The organism is Moorella sp. E306M (genome assembly GCF_006538385.1).
In the GTDB taxonomy this organism is placed as follows: domain Bacteria; phylum Bacillota; class DSM-521; order Neomoorellales; family Neomoorellaceae; genus Neomoorella.
In genome coordinates, this window is sequence record NZ_BJKO01000001.1 from 1,738,622 (window position 1) to 1,758,467 (window position 19,846).

General features: G+C 58.0%; 18 protein-coding genes. 17 read left to right on the plus strand and 1 reads right to left on the minus strand.

The genetic code is table 11. The features are described 5' to 3' along the window. Positions 1-30: 30 nt before the first annotated feature. A complete protein-coding gene (locus FLZ89_RS09100; protein WP_141262826.1) occupies positions 31-594 on the minus strand; it encodes a hypothetical protein in 564 nt (187 codons plus the stop codon). 117 nt (positions 595-711) lie between these two features. On the opposite strand from FLZ89_RS09100, the gene pcrA reads away from it, so the two are divergent. The 17 genes from pcrA to FLZ89_RS09185 all read left to right on the plus strand — a co-directional run bounded on the left by pcrA (position 712) and on the right by FLZ89_RS09185 (position 19,814). After that, complete coding sequence (pcrA, locus tag FLZ89_RS09105; protein ID WP_172613529.1) at positions 712-2,898, plus strand: DNA helicase PcrA; 2,187 nt, start codon at positions 712-714, stop codon at positions 2,896-2,898. Positions 2,899-2,911: 13 nt separating this feature from the next. Continuing rightward, entirely contained in the window at positions 2,912-4,915 is a 2,004-nt protein-coding gene (gene ligA / locus FLZ89_RS09110) for an NAD-dependent DNA ligase LigA (RefSeq protein ID WP_141304833.1), read from the plus strand. Between the two features lie 55 nt (positions 4,916-4,970). Continuing rightward, the gene (locus tag FLZ89_RS09115) at positions 4,971-5,228 is read left to right on the plus strand and encodes a CopG family transcriptional regulator (protein ID WP_141304834.1); all 258 of its coding nucleotides are present in this window, start codon (positions 4,971-4,973) and stop codon (positions 5,226-5,228) included. Next, complete coding sequence (locus FLZ89_RS09120) at positions 5,218-5,667, plus strand: PIN domain-containing protein (RefSeq protein ID WP_141262822.1); 450 nt, start codon at positions 5,218-5,220, stop codon at positions 5,665-5,667. Before FLZ89_RS09115 ends, FLZ89_RS09120 begins: the two co-directional genes overlap by 11 nt. 88 nt (positions 5,668-5,755) lie before the next feature. After that, complete coding sequence (gene gatC / locus FLZ89_RS09125) at positions 5,756-6,040, plus strand: Asp-tRNA(Asn)/Glu-tRNA(Gln) amidotransferase subunit GatC (protein WP_141304835.1); 285 nt, start codon at positions 5,756-5,758, stop codon at positions 6,038-6,040. A 17-nt stretch (positions 6,041-6,057) separates the two neighbouring features. Continuing rightward, a complete protein-coding gene (gene gatA / locus FLZ89_RS09130) occupies positions 6,058-7,521 on the plus strand; it encodes an Asp-tRNA(Asn)/Glu-tRNA(Gln) amidotransferase subunit GatA (protein WP_141262820.1) in 1,464 nt (487 codons plus the stop codon). 1 nt (position 7,522) lies between these two features. Beyond that, the gene (gene gatB, locus FLZ89_RS09135; RefSeq protein ID WP_141262819.1) at positions 7,523-8,953 is read left to right on the plus strand and encodes an Asp-tRNA(Asn)/Glu-tRNA(Gln) amidotransferase subunit GatB; all 1,431 of its coding nucleotides are present in this window, start codon (positions 7,523-7,525) and stop codon (positions 8,951-8,953) included. 12 nt (positions 8,954-8,965) lie between these two features. Further along, on the plus strand, positions 8,966-9,658 hold the full coding sequence (locus tag FLZ89_RS09140; protein ID WP_141262818.1) for an HAD family hydrolase: 693 nt from the start codon (positions 8,966-8,968) through the stop codon (positions 9,656-9,658). A gap of 89 nt (positions 9,659-9,747) precedes the next feature. After that, positions 9,748-10,497 carry an XdhC family protein gene (locus FLZ89_RS09145; RefSeq protein ID WP_141304836.1) on the plus strand — a complete coding sequence of 250 codons (750 nt, stop codon included), beginning with the start codon at positions 9,748-9,750 and terminating at the stop codon, positions 10,495-10,497. Between the two features lie 111 nt (positions 10,498-10,608). Then, the gene (locus FLZ89_RS09150; protein ID WP_253256443.1) at positions 10,609-10,962 is read left to right on the plus strand and encodes an XdhC family protein; all 354 of its coding nucleotides are present in this window, start codon (positions 10,609-10,611) and stop codon (positions 10,960-10,962) included. Between the two features lie 3 nt (positions 10,963-10,965). Further along, positions 10,966-11,502, plus strand: coding sequence for a cupin domain-containing protein (locus FLZ89_RS09155; protein ID WP_141262815.1), 537 nt, complete (start codon positions 10,966-10,968; stop codon positions 11,500-11,502). An 85-nt stretch (positions 11,503-11,587) separates the two neighbouring features. Beyond that, positions 11,588-12,949: a selenium cofactor biosynthesis protein YqeC gene (gene yqeC, locus FLZ89_RS09160; RefSeq protein ID WP_141262814.1), complete on the plus strand. Its 1,362-nt coding sequence runs from the start codon at positions 11,588-11,590 to the stop codon at positions 12,947-12,949. Positions 12,950-13,017: 68 nt separating this feature from the next. Further along, positions 13,018-13,815 carry a selenium-dependent molybdenum cofactor biosynthesis protein YqeB gene (gene yqeB / locus FLZ89_RS09165; RefSeq protein ID WP_141262813.1) on the plus strand — a complete coding sequence of 266 codons (798 nt, stop codon included), beginning with the start codon at positions 13,018-13,020 and terminating at the stop codon, positions 13,813-13,815. A 130-nt stretch (positions 13,816-13,945) separates the two neighbouring features. Beyond that, positions 13,946-14,401: a phosphatidylglycerophosphatase A family protein gene (locus FLZ89_RS09170; protein WP_172613709.1), complete on the plus strand. Its 456-nt coding sequence runs from the start codon at positions 13,946-13,948 to the stop codon at positions 14,399-14,401. A gap of 125 nt (positions 14,402-14,526) precedes the next feature. Continuing rightward, positions 14,527-15,885 (plus strand): PLP-dependent cysteine synthase family protein, encoded by a 1,359-nt coding sequence (locus FLZ89_RS09175; RefSeq protein ID WP_141304837.1) that lies wholly within the window; start codon positions 14,527-14,529, stop codon positions 15,883-15,885. 69 nt (positions 15,886-15,954) lie between these two features. After that, the gene (xdh, locus tag FLZ89_RS09180) at positions 15,955-18,522 is read left to right on the plus strand and encodes a selenium-dependent xanthine dehydrogenase (protein WP_141304838.1); all 2,568 of its coding nucleotides are present in this window, start codon (positions 15,955-15,957) and stop codon (positions 18,520-18,522) included. Between the two features lie 35 nt (positions 18,523-18,557). Continuing rightward, entirely contained in the window at positions 18,558-19,814 is a 1,257-nt protein-coding gene (locus tag FLZ89_RS09185) for a threonine synthase (protein WP_141304839.1), read from the plus strand. Positions 19,815-19,846 lie beyond the last annotated feature (32 nt).

Here is a 19,846-nt window from a genome sequence, read left to right on the forward strand (position 1 = left end):
GTGGAAGGAGGGGCGGGGATAACCGCCCCGTCAAACTCGATTTTCAGGTGGGTTGAGGCCCATCTTTAGGACCTGGGCCAGCATACGGCCGGTAAACTGCTGGAATTCCGGGGTGCGAATGAGGTTCCACACTAATTGTAAGGATGAAGCCGGCAGCTGCATAGAAGTGGTGCTGGTGGTACTGGTGGCCGGAGTCAGGCCCAGTTCCTTTTCCAGGGTGCCTTTAGCGATGTTAACAATGTTACCGGTTGTCTCGATACCGGTATCAGCATACAGCAAGAAAGCCCGGATTTTTTCGATCCAGACCCGCAACTCATCCAGCAACTGGTTAACGGTGCCGTTTAAAATAGCTTCCCGGAATAGGGCCTGGCTGTGGGCGGCCAGGGTCAGGGGCTGGCCATGGCCTGGCGTTGGGCAGGGCGGCTCTTCTTCTGCGGGTGCAGGAGTACTGTCTGCCAGCTGGTTGGAGACGCTGGCATTTTTACCGCCTTCCTGGTAATCTTCTTCCAGGCCGGTCAGTGTAGCCGCGATGTCTTTCTCTTGCTGAGGAGCATTCAGGCGGAATACTTGCTTCTCTGCGTCCCTTATAAACAATTTGTTCACCTCACATATACTTTATTATCTTCTGCATTATATGCAGCACTGTCCTGGATGGAGAGAAAGAAAAGAACCGCGTAGCAGGTTTTTTATCTATCGGGGCGAATATAAGTTATGTTTAGGAGTGTGAAGATCTTGGCAGACTTTATGGCCTTGCTTAACAAGCCCCAACAAGAAGCCGTAAAGCACCGCGGTGCGCCCCTCCTGGTGCTGGCCGGTGCCGGGAGCGGCAAAACCAGGGTTTTGACCTACCGGGTAGCCTCCCTGATCCAGGAAGGGGTGGCACCGGAAAATATCCTGGCGGTGACCTTTACCAATAAAGCGGCTCAGGAAATGAAGGAACGCCTGGAGGGGCTGGTGGGTAACGCGGCCCGGCGCCTCCAGGTCAGCACCTTCCACTCGGCCTGTGTGCGCATTTTAAGGCGGGATGCCCACCTGCTAGGTTACCGGTCCAATTTCACCATTTACGACACCGATGACCAGCAGGCGCTCATTCGCGAGGTATTAAAGGAGTTAAACCTGGATGAGAAAAAGTTCCCGCCCCGCTCGGTAGCCCATGTTATCAGCAATGCTAAAAACTCCTTGCAGACACCCGAACAATACCTCGGCTGGAGTGCCACTGTAAAAGAACAGCAGCAGGGCACTATCTACCGTCGTTATCAGGAGAGGCTTAAAGCCGCCAATGCCATGGATTTTGATGACCTCATCATGCAGACGGTGGCCTTATGGCAGAATAACCCCCTGATTTTGCGTTACTATCAGCAGCGCTGGCAGCATATCCTGGTGGACGAGTACCAGGATACCAACCATGCCCAGTATGTCCTAGTGCGCTTGCTGGCCGGTAAAGGTGAAAACCTCTGCGTCGTCGGCGACCCGGACCAGGGCATTTACGGCTGGCGCGGGGCCGACATTGGTAATATCCTGGCCTTTGAAGAGGATTTTCCCAATGCCCGGGTAATCCTCCTGGAAGAGAATTACCGTTCCACCCAGCCCATCCTCAAGGCGGCCAATGCCGTTATCCAGCATAATGTGGGCCGCAAGGAAAAGCGCCTCTGGACGCGGCGGCGGGAAGGGGAACTGCTGCACCTCTACAGCGCCGCCGATGAGCGCGATGAAGGCAATTATATCGCTGCTGAAATTTACCGCCGCCACAGCCAGGAAAGCCGGCCCTTCAGCGATTTTGCCGTCCTCTACCGTACCCATGCCCAGTCGCGGGCTTTAGAAGAGGCTTTCCTCCAGGCGGGTATTCCCTATGAAATCGTCGGCGGCCTGAAATTCTACCAGCGGAAAGAGATAAAGGACATCCTGGCCTACTTGAGGGTGATAGCCAACCCCGATGACGCCACGAGCCTCTTAAGGATTATCAATGTCCCGCGGCGGGGCATCGGCGAAACTTCCCTGGCCCGCCTGGAAGCCTTTGCTGCCAGCAGGGCCTTAAGCCTTTACCGGGCTTTACAACAGCTGGAGAACATCCCCGGTATTCCCGCTAAAGGCCGGCAGGCACTCCAGGAAATGATAACCCTCCTGGATAACCTGCGCCAGCAGCAGGAAAACTTAACAATAACGGCTATGGTGACTGCCATTTTGCGGGAAACCGGTTACCAGGCGGAGTTAGAAGCGGAGAAAACGCCGGAAGCTCAGGCGCGGCTGGAAAACCTAAAGGAGTTCCTGACGGTCACCAGGAATTATGACCAGGGTAGTGAAAAACCTGAGCTCGCCGATTTTCTGGCCCAGGTGGCCCTGGTGGCCGAAAGCGATACCTACAGCGGCGGTAACGCCGTGGTCTTTATGACCATGCATACGGCCAAGGGCCTGGAGTTCCCGGTGGTCTTTCTGGCGGGCCTGGAGGAAGGGGTCTTCCCCCACTTTCGCTCCCTGGAGGACCCGGAGGAAATGGAGGAAGAACGCCGTCTCTGCTATGTGGGTATGACCAGGGCGAAAGAAGTCCTCTACCTGACCCATGCCTGGACCCGCAACCTTTACGGCAATACCATGAGCAACCCTCCTTCCCGTTTCCTGGCGGAAATACCGCCTGATTTAATCGCCAGGGATGGACAGGCGGGGCCGGCAAGTCCCGGGGGTGGTATGAACGGCAGCCAGCAGAGCCGGCACGGGAACGAGACGGCTCCCCGGGTCCAGTATGACTGGCAACTGGGGGATAAAGTCCAGCATAATAGTTTTGGCCTCGGCGTTGTTGTAAAAATCAGCGGCGAAGGCGAGGATACAGTTATCAGCGTAGCCTTTCCCGAAAAAGGTATCAAGCACCTCATGGTCCGCTACGCTCCCGTTAGGAAGGTGTAAGGGGAGGTAATACATGGATATCCAGACTGCCCGGCAGAGGGTTGAAGAACTGCGGCGCCTGATCGAAGAACACAATTACCGCTACTACGTCCTTGACCAGCCGGTGATCAGCGACCGGGAATACGACGCCCTGATGCAGGAATTAATAGCCCTGGAAGAGACCTACCCGGAACTCCTGACACCGGATTCCCCCAGCCAGCGGGTAGGCGGGGCGCCCCGGGAGGATTTCAATCCCGTCCGGCATCCGGAAGTTTTATTGAGTTTAAATGACGCCTTCAATGAGGGCGATTTGCTGGATTTCGACCGCCGCGTGCGGGAAATAACCGGCGGCGAGGTGTCCTATCTTATCGAGCCCAAAATAGACGGCCTGACGGTTGCCCTCACCTATATTGACGGGGTTTTTAGCCTGGGGGCCACCCGCGGTGACGGCCAGGTAGGGGAAGAAGTGACGGCGAATCTACGGACCATCCCGTTGCTCCCCCTGCGCTTGCGGCGACCCCTGCCCCACCTGGTAGTGCGGGGGGAAGTTTACATGCCCAAGGCAGCCTTTGCCCGCCTGAACGCCGAGCGGGAGGAGGCCGGGGAGCCCCTTTTCGCCAACCCCCGCAATGCCGCGGCCGGTTCTCTGCGCCAGCTGGATCCAAAAGTGACGGCCGGCCGCAATTTAAGCCTTTTTGTCTACCAGGTTATCAGCGTCACCGGGGCACAAGTTACTACCCAGGAAGAAGCCCTGGAATTTTTGGCCGGACTGGGCCTGCCCGTCAACCCCTACCGTTTTCTGGCCCGGGACATTCAGGCTGTGCTGGCAGAAATAAAGGCCTGGACGCCGGAGCGCCGTGCTGCCTTACCCTATGAAATCGACGGCCTGGTGATCAAGGTTAACGACCTGGCCCTGCATCCCGTCCTGGGCGCGACGGCCAAAGCGCCGCGCTGGGCCGTGGCCTATAAGTTCCCGGCCGAGCAGGCGACGACCCGGGTGGAAGGGATTATCCTCCGGGTAGGGCGCACGGGCGTCCTGACACCAACAGCTGTATTAACGCCGGTGCGCCTGGCCGGAACTACCGTCAGCCGGGCTACCTTGCATAATGAAGACTACATCCGGGAAAAGGACATTCGCATCGGCGACACGGTGGTTATCCAGAAGGCCGGCGACATCATCCCGGAAGTGGTGGAGGTTCTGCCCGAACATCGTACCGGAGCGGAAGAGGTTTTTACCATGCCGGAGAAGTGCCCGGCCTGCGGCGCGGCAGTAGTCCGCCCGCCGGGAGAAGCGGCCCACCGCTGTACCGGGGGTTTAGCCTGCCCGGCCCAGGTCCTGGAAGGGATCATCCACTTTGCCTCCAGGGGAGCCATGGACATCCAGGGCCTGGGGCCGGCCATCATTTCCCAGCTCCTGGAGGCCGGCCTCGTCCGTGATGCGGCCGACCTCTACTACCTGAAAAAGGAAGACCTGTTAAAACTGGAGCGCTTTGGCGAGCAGTCGGCCAGCAACCTCATTGCGGCCATTGCCGCAGCCAAGGACAGGCCCCTGGAACGCCTGCTTTTCGGCCTGGGCATTCGCCATGTGGGCGAGCGGGCGGCGCGGACCCTGGCCAGCCACTTCGGCTCCCTGGAGAAGCTAATCGCGGCTTCAGAGGAGGAATTGACTTCCCTGCCCGATATAGGCCCCCGTATTGCTGAGAGTATCCGGGAATTTTTTGCCGAACCAAGAAATCTGGCCGTCCTGGAGAAGCTGAAAAAAGCCGGGGTACGGATGGAAGCTGAAAGAGCGGCCGCTCCGACCGGGCCTTTAAGCGGCAAGACCTTTGTTATCACCGGCACCCTGCCGGGCATGACCCGCCAGGAGGCAGAAGAGCTCATTACCCGCGCCGGGGGCAAGGTTGTAAGCAGCGTGAGCAAAAAGACCGATTACGTGGTAGCCGGCGAAAAGCCGGGTTCCAAGTACACCCGCGCCCTGGAACTAGGGGTGCCGGTGATAGATGTTACAGAGTTAAAGGAATTATTGAAGGAGGTATAGTTGAATTAGCAGATAATGTATAATATAATGTACAAGCGAAAGAGGTGAAAAACTAATGGAACGTATGATACGTAAGCAGTTATATCTCAATGCTGAACAGAATTTTATTCTAAAACAAAAGGCCAAGGAAATGGGGATAACAGAAGCGGAACTGGTCCGCCGTGCAATTACCAGTCATATAAGTACCGCTAAATGGCAAAAAAAAGATGTTAGAGCGTGGGAGGAAGAAAAAAAATTTATCCAGCAATTAATTAAACAAGGACCGGCTAAAGGACAGCGCACATGGAAGCGGGAAGAACTGTATGAACGCTAGCATATTTGTTGATACCAATGTTATGGTATATGCCTATGATCGTTCTGAACCAGAAAAACAAGTAAAGGCCCTACAAATCCTTGATTTATTAGCGACCAGGAAGATAGGTGCCATCAGTGCGCAAGTTCTGGCAGAGTTTTTTGTTACTGTAACCCGTAAAATTAAAGAACCATTAACTTTAGAACAGGCACAAAAACGGATTCAAAATTACCTTGCTTCTTGGACCGTTTTAGATGTAACGCCGTTAATTATAATTGAAGCCGTACGGGGTGTTCGCGAATATCAACTATCATACTGGGATGCCCAGATATGGGCTACGGCCCGTCTTAATCAAATTAGTACTGTTTTTAGTGAGGATTTTGCCACTGGTTCTATTTTAGAAGGCATTTCTTTTGTTAATCCCTTTGCAGCAGATTTTGATCTCGCCTCATGGCTTTAAAACTTTTAACTCGGAGCAATTGCTCCCTGATGCTCCGTTTGTTATAATTAGGCAAAAACCTTAACTTAAAAAGGTGGTTATATTATATATGCCTATCACGACAGCCGAGGTAGAACACGTCGCCCTGCTGGCCCGCCTGAAACTCACTCCCGAAGAGAAGGCGGCCTACACCGAACAGCTAAATGCCATCCTGGAATATATGGATAAATTGAACGCCCTGGACACGAAAAATGTGGAGCCTACAGCCCACGTGTTGCCCTTGCGCAATGTATTCCGCGATGACGTAGCGCGGCCCGGGCTACCCCGGGAAAAGGCCCTGGCCGGGGCACCGGCAGCCAGTGAAGGGCAGTTTAAAGTGCCGCGGGTAGTTTAGACCGGGAGGTGTGGAAGATGGATTTACACTATTTGACCGTCCATGAGCTGGGCGATCTTTTACAGCGCCGCGAAGTGAGCGCCGTAGAGGTTACCGAAGCCATGCTCGAGCGCATCGAGGCCGTCGATGGCCGGGTGCAGGCTTATCTAACCCGGACGGCCGAAGAGGCCCTGGAGCAGGCTAAAGCCGTTGATGCGGCCCGCGCCCGGGGCGAGGACCCTGGTATTCTAGCCGGCGTGCCTATGGCCTTAAAGGACAACCTCTGCACCGAAGGAGTGCGGACGACCTGCGCTTCCCGGATGCTGGCCGAGTGGGTACCGCCCTATGACGCCACCGTGGTCCGACGCCTCAAAACGGCCGGGGCGGTAATACTGGGCAAGCTCAATATGGACGAGTTTGCCATGGGTTCCTCCACGGAAAACTCCGGCTTTTTCCCGACCCGTAATCCCTGGGACCTGGAGCGGGTGCCGGGGGGGTCCAGCGGCGGTTCGGTAGCGGCCGTGGCCGCCGGGGAGGCCTGTTATGCCCTCGGGTCCGATACCGGCGGTTCCATCCGCCAGCCAGCCTCCTTCTGCGGCGTCGTCGGTATGAAGCCGACCTATGGCCGGGTATCGCGCTACGGCCTGGTGGCCTTCGCCTCATCCCTGGACCAGATCGGCCCTATTACTCGGGATGTCACCGACTGCGCCCTGGTCCTGGGGGTCATTGCCGGTCATGATCCCTCTGATTCCACCTCGGCCGACCTGCCGGTACCTGATTACCGGGCGGCTCTGCAACCGGAAATTAAAGGCTTAAAAATAGGTGTACCGCGGGAGTATTTCGGCGCCGGCATAGAACCAGAGGTTGAGAAGGTCGTCCGCCGGGCCATTGCCAAACTTGAGGAAATGGGGGCCATTTGCGAAGAGACTTCCCTGCCCCATACGGAATACGCCCTGCCGGCCTATTACCTGGTGGCCCCGGCGGAGGCTTCCTCCAACCTGGCCCGTTATGACGGTGTCAGTTACGGCCTCCGGGTGCCGGGCAAAGACATCATTGAAATGTATATGAACACCAGGAGCCAGGGCTTTGGACCAGAGGTAAAGCGGCGTATTATGCTGGGCACCTACGCCTTGAGTTCGGGCTACTACGACGCTTATTACCTGAAAGCCCTGAAAGTAAGGACCCTTATTCGCCGGGATTTCGAAGCCGCCTTTAGCAAATACGACCTGCTGGCAACACCGACATCGCCTACAGTCGCCTTCCGTTTAGGAGAAAAAGCAGGGGATCCCCTGGCTATGTATATGTCTGACCTCTGCACTATTCCTGTTAATATGGCCGGGTTGCCGGCCCTCTCCATCCCCTGCGGCTTTAGCCAGGGGCTGCCCGTTGGCCTGCAGTTGATCGGTAAAGCCTTTGATGAGGCAACCCTGCTGCGGGTAGCTTACGCCTTTGAACAAGCTACCGAATATCACCGGCGGCGGCCGGAGCTGGGAGTGGCTTAAAGTGGAATACGAAGCAGTAATTGGCCTGGAAGTCCATGTGGAGCTGAAAACCAATGCCAAGGCTTTCTGTGGCTGTACCACGGCCTTCGGCGGTGAACCCAACACCCATGTCTGCCCCGTCTGCCTGGGTCTGCCGGGAGTGCTGCCGGTCATTAACCGGCAGGTGGTGGAGTTCGGGCTAAAGACGGCCCTGGCGCTGAACTGCCAGGTGGCAACCTTCTGCAAGTTTGATCGCAAGAATTATTATTACCCGGATCTACCCAAAAACTACCAGATATCCCAGTACGACCTGCCCCTGGCCAGGGGGGGCCATTTAAAGATTACCGTTGACGGCGAAGAACGGGTTATCGGCATCACCAGGGTGCATATGGAAGAAGACGCCGGCAAGCTAATCCACGTCGACGGTCCCGACGGGGGCTATTCCCTGGTAGATTACAACCGGACGGGGGTGCCCCTTTTAGAGATCGTTTCCGAGCCGGACCTGCGCTCACCGGCCGAAGCCCGGGCTTACATGGAAAAATTGCGAACCATCCTCCAGTACCTGGACGTGTCCGACTGCAAGATGGAGGAAGGATCGTTACGCTGTGATGCCAATGTGTCGGTACGGCCCCGGGGTAGCCAGTCCTTCGGTACCAAGACGGAAGTAAAGAATCTGAACTCTTTCCGCTCTCTGCAGCGGGCCCTGGAGTATGAGATTGAGCGCCAGATTGCCATCCTGGAAAGCGGCGGCCGGGTGGAGCAGGCCACCATGGCCTGGGATGAGAATCGCGGCGTGACGTATGTCATGCGCACCAAGGAAGAAGCCCAGGATTACCGCTATTTCCCTGACCCCGACCTGGTGCCCTTAGAGATTGATGCCGCTTGGATCGAGCGGGTGCGCCGGGAGCTTCCCGAGCTGCCCGACGCCCGCTGCCGCCGCTTGATTGACGATTATGGCCTGCCGGCCTACGATGCCGGGGTGATTACCAGCTCGCGGGATCTCGCCGATTATTTTGACCGGGTGGTGGCCCTCTATCCCGACGCCAAGACCGTCAGCAACTGGATCATGGGCGACTTCCTGCGCCTTTTAAATGCCGGCAACCTGGAACCGGGACAATCTCCCGTACCGCCGGAAGAAATGGCGAGTCTCTTGCAACTGCAAAAAGAAGGGACCATCAGCGGCAAGATTGCCAAGCAGGTCCTGGAAGAGATGTTTGCCACCGGTAAAGGGGCGCGCCAGGTAGTCGAGGAAAAGGGCCTGGTCCAGATCAGCGATGTGGCCGCCCTGACGCAGATTGTCGAGGAAGTCCTGGCCGCCAACCCGGGTGTGGTTGAGGATTACCGCAACGGTAAAGACAAGGCCCTGGGCTTCCTGGTGGGCCAGGTGATGAAGGCCACCAGGGGCAAGGCCAACCCCGGTCTGGTGAACCAGCTGCTGAAGGAACGGCTGTAAGGGGGGAGGGTTTTGTTCGCCGGCGTACTTTTTGATTTTGACGGCACCCTGGTGGATACCTCCGAACTGGTGATCAAGTCCTTCCAGCATACCCTGGCGCCATACCTGGGACGGACGGTAGCCCCGGAAGAGATTTACCCTTATTTTGGCATCCCCCTGCGGGACGGCTTGAGCGCCTTTGTACCCGGTCAACCCAATCTCGTAGAAGAGATGATCCCCATTTACCGCCGCTTCAGCGAGGAACATTTTGCCACTCTGGTACGGCCCTGCCCGGGGGTGCGGGAAGGCCTGGAAGAGCTCCGGGCGGCAGGTATCAAGCTCGGTATCGTTACTTCTCGCGTGCGGGATACCACCCTCTATGGCCTGCGCCTTTTCAACCTGGAAAAATTTTTCCCGGTAGTTGTTACCATGGAAGACGTGCGCAGCCACAAGCCGGCCCCGGAGCCGGTCCGGCGCGGTCTCGAGCTATTACAGCTTGCTCCAGCTGATGTAGCAATGATCGGCGACAGCCCCCACGATATTCTGGCAGCAAGGGCGGGTGGGGTAACGAGCGTGGCAGCAGGGTGGAGCAGGATCCCGCGGGAACGCCTGCTGGCCGCCCGTCCGGACGCTTTCGTAAATACCATGGCGGAGTTTGTAGATTTTTGCCTGGAAGGCAATTTGGCAGCGGCCGATGTTTGCGGCCGCCTCTCTCATGAAGGCTGACCATGAGCCCCCCGGTAAGCGGAAAATGTTTTGGGAGTCAGGTTAAGAGGCCTGCAAAAGTTTAGGTTGACGGAGGAAGGAGAGCAGCCATGGATAAATTGGCCTTTTTCCGGCAGCTGCTGGCGGCCCTGGAGGGTCAGCAGCCGGGGGTAGCCGCTATGGTAGTTAAAGTAGAAGCAGGCCTGCCGGGAGTGGCACCTGGCAACCGTTTCCTATGGACTCCGGAGGGTCATTACGGCAGCCTGGGATCGGTAAATCTGGAAGCCGCTGTAGCTGAACGGGCCAGGGAGGTTTTAGCCGGGCGCCGGCCCCGGTTGGAAACCATAGACCTGGATGCGGGTAGCGTAACCCTTTTCCTGGAACCGGTGCTCCCCGAACCGGAAGTTATCGTCCTGGGGGGCGGCCATGTGGGCCAGCAGGTTGCTGCGGTGGCCAAACTGGCCGGCTACCGGGTAACCGTAATTGACGACCGTCCTGACTTCGCAAATCGCGCCCTTTTCCCAACAGCCGATAGAATAATTTGTAATAACTTTACGGCGGCCCTGCAGGATATTAAGATCACTCCAGCCACTTTTATCGTTATCGTCACCCGGGGGCACCGCTATGATTATGACTGCCTGCGGGCCGTAATCGCCTCCCCGGCGGCCTATATCGGCATGATCGGCAGCCGGCGGCGCGTCCAGGGGGTTAAAGAGCGCCTGCTGGCCGAGGGTGTAAGCGAAGCGGCCCTGGAGCGAATTCATGCTCCCATCGGCCTGGACATCGGTGCTGAAACGCCGGCGGAAATCGCCGTCAGTATCCTGGCGGAGATTATCCGGGTCTACCGGCGTGGAGCTTAAATCTACCGCCCCTCTTTAAGAGCCGGCGGTTATTTTTTGGCAGCGAAAAAATAAGGATAAAGATCGCCGGCGAAGAAGGAAAAGAGTTAAATATGTTGTAATAAATACTTAATGAGTTCAGTTGCCTTAAGCGGGGGAGCCCAGAAGGTGGACCGGGAACTTATTCGAGGGGCGGTTAAATTAATAGAGCAGGGAAAGCCTTGTGCCCTGGCTACTATAATCCGGGTCAAGGGTTCGGCGCCCCGGGAAGCCGGCACCCAGATGCTGGTTACCACCGGGGGCCAAACCCTGGGAACCATCGGCGGCGGTTGTGCCGAAGCGGCCGTTCGCCAGCGGGCTTTGCTGGTCCTGGAAAAGGGGGAGCCGGAAATATATCACCTGGACCTGACGGCCGACACGGCTGCCGACGAAGGCATGGTCTGTGGCGGGATTATGGATGTATTTATCGAGCCACTGGGAGGGTAAAGAGTGCTTGGAGAGAAGATACGCAACTTACGCCGGGAGCGAGGCATGAGCCTCAAGGAGGTAGCGGAAAAAACCGGCCTTACTTCCAGTTTTTTGAGCCAGGTGGAACGGGATCTGGCCGATCCCTCTATTACCTCTTTACGCAAAATTGCCGAGGCTCTCGATATCCCTATTTTTTATTTCTTGTTAAACCATGAAGACCACAGCCCGGTAGTGCGGAAAGACCAGCGCAAGGTCCTGCGTTTTCCCCAGTCCCATTTGACCTATGAACTCTTGTCGCCGGATTTAAACCGTAAGATGGAAGTGATGATGGCCCGCCTGGAGCCGGGAGCGGCCAGCTGCGACGAGCCCCTGGCGCACCCGGGGGAAGAGTGTATTGTCGTCCTCGAGGGAATTATGGAAATCGACATCGGCGGGGAAGTATACCGGCTGGAAGCGGGGGACAGCATCTACTATTACGCCTCCATCCCCCACAAGCTGTGGAGTGTCGGCAACGAAGACCTGGTCTTTATTTCGGCCATTACGCCCCCCCAGTTTTAGAATCCCTGATGGAGGCCGGCGCCCTTAGCTGTTTATAATGCCGGTTTATTATTTATGTAAGTGTTCTTTTTGGGGGATTTTTTCGATGCGCTTATACCAGGCCCTGGGGTTGCAGGCCAGAGAGATCATTACTGTTGTCGGGGCAGGGGGTAAAACCTCGGCCCTTATTTGTCTGGCCCGCGAACTGGCAGCCGCGGGGCGCCGGGTTGTTGTTGCCCCGACCACAAAAATGCTTTTAAGCCAGCTCCGGCAGCTGGCAGAACCGGTCATTACCAGCGATACCGCCAGCCTGGCAGCAGGTGTGGCAACCGGTCTAAAGAGGGGGAATCTGGTCACCTGCGGGTCTGGGGTTACTGACCAGGGCAAGGTTAAGGGCCTGGACGCGGCAGGCGTAACTGCGCTGGCAGAACTGGATATTGATTACCTCCTCCTCGAGGGAGATGGAGCGGCGGGAGCCCTCCTCAAGGTCCCGGCGGGCCACGAGCCGGTCATCCCGCCGGTAACAACCATGGTGGTGACGGTGGCCGGCCTGCCGGTGCTGGGGCGGCCCCTGGCTGCCCCCTTTGTCCATCGCCCCCGGCTGGCAGCAGGGCTGCTGGGACGGGAAGAAGGCTTCCTGGTGACGGCGCATGATGTGGCCCGGCTCCTGGTCCATCCTCGCGGCGGGCGTAAAGGGGTGCCACCGGCAGCGCGATGGGTGGTTTTGTTAAACCAGGCTGAAGATTATGAACTGCTGCGGGCGGGCAGGTCCGTGGCCGGGGCCGTCTTCGCCGCCGGCGGCGAGAAGGTTATCCTGGGTGCGGTGGCCACCCCGGCGCCGGTGCGCCAGGTAATACTGCGACAGGCAACGAGAACGCCCGCGCCGGTGGGATTAGTTGTCCTGGCCGCCGGGGCCGGGGAGCGCTTTGGCGGCGGCAAGCAACTATTGTCAATAGCCGGCCAGCCTATGGTACGACGGGTGGTAGCCACGGCCCTGGCAGCTTTACCGGGGAATGTTGTCGTGGTCCTGGGTCACGAGGCCGGCAGGGTGGTAGCGGCCCTGGAAGGCTTACGGGTAAATCTGGCTTACAACCCCGGCTACCGCCAGGGCCTCAGCACCTCCCTGCAGACCGGGCTGGCCGCCCTCGGGCCGGAAAGCCGGGCCGCCCTTTTTGTCCTGGCCGACCAGCCGGGAGTCACGCCGGAAGTCATCACCCGGTTGTGTGACGCTTACCGGCAGGGAGGGAAAAAGATTATTGTCCCCGTTTACCAGGGACGGCGGGGCAATCCGGTTCTCATCGACCGCGCTCTCTGGCCGGAAATTATGGCCCAGCAGGGAGATGTGGGGGCCAGGGAGATTATCCGGGTTCATCCGGAGGAAGTGCTGGCGGTAGAAGTGGACTGCCCCGGAGTGGTGCAGGATATCGATACCCCGGCTGATTACCAGGACTGGCTGGGGAGGCAATAACTTTTGCCAAAAAGCGGGTCGATGTTTCTACCAACACCTCTGATTTCTAATTTACAGGGGGCAGGAAAGTGCGGCATCTGGTGGTTATCAAAGGGGCGGGGGACCTGGCCAGCGGGGTGGCCCACCGTCTCCATCAAGCCGGTTTTCCGGTAATCATGACGGAGATACCCCGGCCAACGGTAATCCGCCGGGCCGTGGCCTTTGCGGAAGCGGTTTATTCCGGCGCCGTTACTGTAGAGGGAGTTACGGCCCGCCTGGTGACCGGCCCGGAGGAGGCCCTGACGAAAGCCACGCGGGGAGAAATTGCCGTGCTGGTGGATCCCCGGGCCGGGGTTATTGCGACCCTCCGGCCGGAAATTGTCGTAGATGCCATCATGGCCAAGACCAACCTGGGGACAAGTATGGAGCAGGCTCCCATTGTTATCGCCCTGGGGCCTGGCTTTACGGCCGGCCGGGACGCCCACGCGGTAGTGGAGACCAGGCGCGGTCATTATCTCGGCCGGGTCATTTGGCAGGGCGAAGCCCTTCCTAATACCGGTATCCCGGGTGAAGTCATGGGCTATACCGAAGAAAGGGTCTTGAGGGCGCCGGCAGATGGAATATTTATGGGTTGCAAGGCAATCGGTGACTTGGTAACCACCGGCGAAACAGTGGCCATGGTTGGCGAAGTGCCCTTGCCGGCGCGGATCAGCGGCGTGCTGCGGGGTATCCTCCACGACGGCCTGGAAGTCACCAGAGGAATGAAGGTCGGCGACATCGACCCCCGCGGTGAACGGGACTACTGCTTCACCATTTCCGATAAAGCCCGGGCCATCGCCGGGGGTGTGCTGGAGGCTATTTTGCACCTGCGGGAAAAGCTGCGGTAAAAATAATGAATTTATGTTATAATAGGGTTACTTCTTATAACGAGGGGGGACAGGAGTAGTGAGTGTGGCACAGCCGAAGGAAAATCAATATGCCAGTTCCCTGCTGCTCAAGCAGCTGGCCATAACCTGGATGGAACGGCGGGGGGTATCGCTGGAAGATATCGCCTGCCTGGTATATGAAGTCCAGCAAAAATATATTCCTAACCTTACCATGGCCGCCTGTCGCGAAAGCGTTGAGCGGGTGCTGGAAAAGCGGGAGGTCCAGAACGCCGTTTTTACCGGCATAGCCATTGATGAGCTGGCCGAAAAAGGGCAACTGGCCGAACCCCTGGCCACCATGCTAAAGAGTGACGACGGCCTTTACGGCATTGACGAGGTGTTGGCCCTGAGCATCATCAATATTTACGGTTCCATCGGTTTTACCAACTTCGGTTACCTGGACAAGGTCAAGCCGGGCATCATCGGCGTGGTCAACAGCAAGAAAAACGAGAAGGTCAACACTTTCCTCGATGACCTGGTGGCCGCCATCGCCGCCGCCGCTTCCTCCCGCCTGGCCCACCGCGACCGGGACGGGCTGCTGAAGTGAGGATGAAAAAAACCCTCCTTTTTAGCAATAAAAGGAGGGTTTATTTTTTCCACGTCGAACTATACCATAAGTATGAGTGAAGTTTTTTGCACTCAGTAATATTACATTTAACTGGAGGGAACCATATGGCGGGTAAAATTCCCTTTGGCCCGACCTTCACGGAGATGTGCGACCCGGCGCAAATTGACCCGGCAATAAGACAGCGAGCCTTAAAAGCCCTCAAGGAGGATGAGCTGGACCCCATTAACCTGTTCAACATCACCTGGAAAGACGAAAACAACCAGGTGCGGAAAATGGTGCTGCCCCCGGAAGTAACTGGGGTGGACGCCAATATCGTTGTCCTCCTGGGCCGGGGCTTCCCATCCGGCTCCCACAAGGTGGGCCCGGCCTACGCTACCCTGATTGAAGGCTGCGTTGACGGCGTCATCAAGCCCGGTGAACATACCATCCTGGGGCCCTCAACGGGTAATTTCGGCATCGGCGTGGCCTATATCTGCAAGCTCCTGGGCTTCCGGGCGGTAGTCATCATGCCCGACAACATGAGCAAGGAACGTTATGAACGCATCCGCAAGTACGGCGGCGAGCTGGACCTCACTCCCGGCACGGAGTCCGACGTTATTTTGACCCTGCAGCGCACCTATGAGCTGAAAAAAGATCCGAAAAATTATGCTCTGGCCCAGTTTGAGCTGTTGCCCAACTACCGCTTCCACCGCCACGTTACCGGCAATGCCGCCATTGAGGCCGTCCGGGGTATCGGTAACGGCCGTATCGCCTGCTTTATTTCGGCTCCCGGTTCGGCGGGGACGCTGGGTGCCGGCGATCAGATTAAAAAGGCTTTCCCGGAATGTAAAGTGGCGGCCCTGGAGCCCTATGAGTGTTCCACCCTGTATAACGGGGGCCGCGGCCAGCATCGCATTGAGGGTATCGGCGACAAGATGTGTACCCTCATCCATAACGTCCTCAATACGGATTTTATTGTCCTCATCCACGATGAAGATACCGTCCGGGGCTTGAAGGTCTTTCAGGATGGTACCGAAGTCCTGATGAAGAATGGTGTCAAAGAAGCCGATGCCCTGGCCTTACGCGACAATTTCGGTCCTTCCGGCATTTGCAACATCCTGGGCGCCATTAAGATGGCCAAATACCTGCGTTTAGGCCCCGGCGATAATGTGGTGACCGTTGCCACCGACGGTTTTGACCGCTATCCTTCCGTGCTGGAGGATCTGGCCCGGCGGACCCTGGAAATTGAGGACTTTGTCCTGGAACGCTGGTTTAAAGATATTTTCCTCAAGGCCCATACCCATTATATTCTGGACACCCGCAGGGCGGAGGCCAAGGAACGGCTCTTCCAGCAGAAGGAGAAAGACTGGTTGCCCTTCGGGTACACCAGAGAATACCTGGACGCCATGAAGAGCCCCTCCTTCTGGGATGACGAGTACGCCAAAGTTGAATATTACGACGCGAAAATAAAAGAGATGCGTTAAAATCCCTTTTACCTGCAGGAGGGGACTGCACCTAGCAACCGGGAAACCAAGCCGAACGGGGGGAACGGCATGCGGCTGGAATTGCAGGTTAATGGCCAGCGACGGGTGGTTGATGTTCACCCGGACGCTACCTTGCTGGAAGTGTTACGGGAGGATTTACGGCTAACGGGGGCCAAAAACGGTTGTGGCGAAGGTACCTGCGGTGCCTGCACTGTACTCCTGGGGGGAAAGGCGGTTCGGGCCTGCCGGACGCTGGCCGCCAAGGCCGCCGGTCGGGAGATCATTACCATCGAGGGCTTGAGCCCGCGGGAAAAGGAGATTTATACTTTTGCCTTTACGGCGGCCGGGGCCGTGCAGTGCGGCTTTTGTACGCCGGGGATGGTCATGGAAGCCAAAGCCCTCCTCGAACGGCAGCCTTTCCCAAGCGAAGAGGAAATCCGCCAGGCCTTCAAGGCCCACCTCTGCCGTTGTACCGGTTACCAGAAGATAATTGACGCTGTACTGCTGGCCGGCCGCGCTTTAAGGGGCGAGATTGAGCCCCGGGCAGGTGAACCGGCCGGTATGGGCAAAGCCTTTTTCCGGCCCGATGCCAGGGCCAAAGTCCTGGGGGAAGCCGTCTTTGTCGACGACATGCAGGTGCCTGGCATGCTTTACGGCGCCGTTTTTCGCCTGCCCTGTGCCCGGGCGAAGGTAAAGGCCATTGATGTCACGGCGGCTAAGGAGCAGCCCGGAGTGGTGGCCGTCCTCACGGCGGACGATATCCCGGGAGAGCGCTATCAGGGGCATATCTTTAAAGACTGGCCGGCACTAGTGGCGGTAGGTGAGGAAACCCGCTATGCCGGCGATGCCCTGGCCCTGGTGGCGGCCAGAAGCTTACAGGAAGCCCGGGCGGCACTGGACTATATTAAAGTTGATTATGAAGAATTGCCCCACCTGACTTCGCCCCAAGACTCCCTGGCGCCGGGGGCGCCGGCCCTGCACCCCAAAGGTAATTTATTAAGCGAAACGGTGGTCAAAAAAGGTGACGCTGAGGCAGCCTTAAAGTCTTGCGCCCACGTGGTAACCAATACTTATACCACGCCCTTTACGGAACACGCCTTCCTGGAGCCGGAGAGTGCCCTGGCGGTACCGGAGGACGGCGGCCTGACGGTATACACTAGCACCCAGGGCGTTTACGAGATCCATACCCAGCTGGTTTCTCTCCTGAACTTACCGCCGGAAAAGGTACGGGTTGTCAACAAGTGTGTTGGCGGCGCTTTTGGCGGCAAAGAGGACCTGAGCGTCCAGCACCATGCCGCCCTGCTGGCCTGGGCAACCAAGAAACCGGTGAAGCTCACCTGGACCCGACGGGAAAGTATCCTCTGCCACCCCAAGCGCCATGCCATGACCATTACCATGACGACAGGGTGCGATGAGAAAGGTAACCTGGTGGCCCTGGTGGCCGATCTGGTGGCCGACACCGGCGCTTATGCTTCCCTGGGGGCTCAGGTGCTGGAGCGGGCTTGCACCCATGCTACCGGTCCCTACCGCATCCCCAACGTGACCATTCGCGGCCGGGCCGTCTATACCAATAACCCCCCGGCCGGGGCTTTCCGCGGTTTTGGGGTACCCCAGTCCAACTTTGCCATGGAGAGCCAGATGAACCTCCTGGCAGAAGCTGCCGGCCTATCCCCCTGGCAAATCCGCTGGCAGAACGCCCTGGAACCGGGCGACACCCTGGGCACCAGGCAGGTAGTCAGCGCCGACATCGGCTTGAAAGACACCCTGCTGGCCGTCAAGGAAGCCTTTGAAAGCAGCCCTTACGCCGGCATTGCCTGCGGTTTTAAAAATGTCGGCCTCGGTGTTGGTACTCGCGATGTGGGCCGGGCCAGGCTGGCGGTCAGCGGCGGAAGGGTAAAAATCTACTCCGGTGCGGCCTGCATGGGTCAGGGACTGGAGGCGGTCCTCATCCAGATTGTCGCCGAGACTACCGGACTGCCGGCAACGCTCATTGATTGCGTCCTTGCCGATACGGCCCGGACTCCCGACGCCGGCTGCACCACGGCTTCCCGCCAGAGCCTCTTTACCGGGGAAGCAACCCGCCGGGCGGCGGCGGACCTGGCGGCAGCCTTGAAAGGCCGAACCCTTGCCGACCTGGAAGGCCGGGTTTTCCAGGGCGAATTCTACGGCGCCACTGATCCCCTTAATTCCAACAAGGAGCACCCTGTAACCCATGTCGGCTACAGCTATGCCACCCAGGTAGCCATTCTAGATGAGGAGGGACGCGTGGCTAAAGTAGTGGCTGCCTATGATGTGGGCCGGGCCATTAACCCCTTAAACCTGGAGGGTCAGATTGAAGGGGGCATTGTCATGGGCCTGGGCTATGCCCTGACGGAAGACTTTCCGGTACAGGATGGAATACCTGTACGCCAGACTCTCGGCAGGCTGGGGCTCTTGCGGAGCCACCAGGTACCGCAGATGGAGGTGCACCTGATTGAAAAGGGCGGCACTCCCTATGCCTATGGCGCCAAGGGTATTGGCGAGCTGGCGACCATTCCCACGGCGGCGGCCGTCGCCGGCGCCTACTACCGCCGCGACGGCAAATTGCGCCTGCACCTGCCCCTGGAAGGAACACCGTATGCGCGAAATGGGAAGTAAGATTGATCAGTTATTTTCGTAGGAGATGACCTGAGGTGAGCAATATAACCCAGTTGCGCTGCATTAATTGCAGCCGGACTTATCAGCCCCGGCCCGGCTTTTATACCTGCCCCATCTGCGGATCAACTGACGGTATCTTAGACGTGGAATATGATTATGACTATATTAACAAATATATTTCTAAAGAGAGCCTGGCCGGCAACAGGGAGCCTTCTATGTGGCGCTACCGTCCTTTCCTGCCGGTGGCCCAGGAGGGACCCCTGCCGCCTTTAAGGGTAGGCTGGAGTCCTCTTTACCGGGCCGGGCGCCTGGCGGCCGAGCTGGGTTTAAAGGAGTTATATATTAAAGATGATGGGATTAATCCTACTGGCTCCCTGAAGGACCGGCCCTCGGCCGTGGCCGTGGCCCGGGCCCTGGCTGAAGGGGCGGGGGTGGTGGCCTGTTCTTCCACCGGCAATGCCGCTTCCTCCCTCGCCGGAGCGGCGGCTTCCGTGGGCCTGAAGGCCGTGATCTTTGTCCCCGGCCGGGCACCCCAGGGCAAGGTGGCCCAGCTCTTGATCTTCGGGGCTACGGTCATTAGCGTCCAGGGCTCCTATGAAGACGCCTTTCGCCTTTCGGCGGCCGCCATAGAGGAACACGGCTGGTATAACCGCAATGCAGCCATTAACCCCTACCTGGTGGAAGGCAAGAAGACCGCTTGCCTGGAGGTGGCCGAACAGCTGCAATGGGAAGTACCCGACTGGGTAGTGCTTTCAGTGGGTGATGGCTGTACCATGGCCGGGGCCTGGAAGGCCTGGGTGGACCTGAAAAAAGCTGGCTGGATTGAGAAGCTGCCACGGATGCTGGGGGTCCAGGCCGAAGGCTGCTGTCCTATTACCCGTGCCTTCCGGGAGGGCACCAGGGTGCGTCCTATGGAAGAAAATACCCTGGCAGACAGCATTGCCGTCGGCGTACCCCGCAATCCCGAAAAGGCCCTGCGGGCCGTTCGTGATTCCCGAGGGACTATGATTAATGTTAGCGATGAAGAAATACTGGCGGCCATGCGGGTCCTGGGCCGGACGAGCGGCGTTTTCGGTGAACCGGCCGGGGTGGCCGGTACGGCCGGCCTCATCAAAGCCGTCCGGGAAGGGATTATTAAGCCGGGGGAAAGGGTAGTCGTCCTGGTAACCGGCAATGGACTCAAAGACGTGGCCAATGCCATCAAGGCTGCCGGGGAGCCCGTCCGGGTGGCACCCTCCCTGGAGGCCCTTCATAAAGCACTGGGGGATTTAAAATTGCCCAATTATGGGTAGGGATATGTCCCGGAGCTTCTGAGCGGCGCAGG

Excerpts from the sequence above, each read along its gene's own strand:
- pcrA (WP_172613529.1), top strand. The coding sequence starts at position 712 with ATGTTTAGGAGTGTGAAGATCTTGGCAGACTTTATGGCCTTGCTTAAC.
- ligA (WP_141304833.1), top strand. The coding sequence starts at position 2,912 with ATGGATATCCAGACTGCCCGGCAGAGGGTTGAAGAACTGCGGCGCCTG.
- FLZ89_RS09115 (WP_141304834.1), top strand. The coding sequence starts at position 4,971 with ATGGAACGTATGATACGTAAGCAGTTATATCTCAATGCTGAACAGAAT.
- FLZ89_RS09120 (WP_141262822.1), top strand. The coding sequence starts at position 5,218 with ATGAACGCTAGCATATTTGTTGATACCAATGTTATGGTATATGCCTAT.
- gatC (WP_141304835.1), top strand. The coding sequence starts at position 5,756 with ATGCCTATCACGACAGCCGAGGTAGAACACGTCGCCCTGCTGGCCCGC.
- gatA (WP_141262820.1), top strand. The coding sequence starts at position 6,058 with ATGGATTTACACTATTTGACCGTCCATGAGCTGGGCGATCTTTTACAG.
- FLZ89_RS09145 (WP_141304836.1), top strand. The coding sequence starts at position 9,748 with ATGGATAAATTGGCCTTTTTCCGGCAGCTGCTGGCGGCCCTGGAGGGT.
- FLZ89_RS09150 (WP_253256443.1), top strand. The coding sequence starts at position 10,609 with ATGAGTTCAGTTGCCTTAAGCGGGGGAGCCCAGAAGGTGGACCGGGAA.
- yqeC (WP_141262814.1), top strand. The coding sequence starts at position 11,588 with ATGCGCTTATACCAGGCCCTGGGGTTGCAGGCCAGAGAGATCATTACT.
- FLZ89_RS09170 (WP_172613709.1), top strand. The coding sequence starts at position 13,946 with ATGGAACGGCGGGGGGTATCGCTGGAAGATATCGCCTGCCTGGTATAT.
- FLZ89_RS09175 (WP_141304837.1), top strand. The coding sequence starts at position 14,527 with ATGGCGGGTAAAATTCCCTTTGGCCCGACCTTCACGGAGATGTGCGAC.
- xdh (WP_141304838.1), top strand. The coding sequence starts at position 15,955 with ATGCGGCTGGAATTGCAGGTTAATGGCCAGCGACGGGTGGTTGATGTT.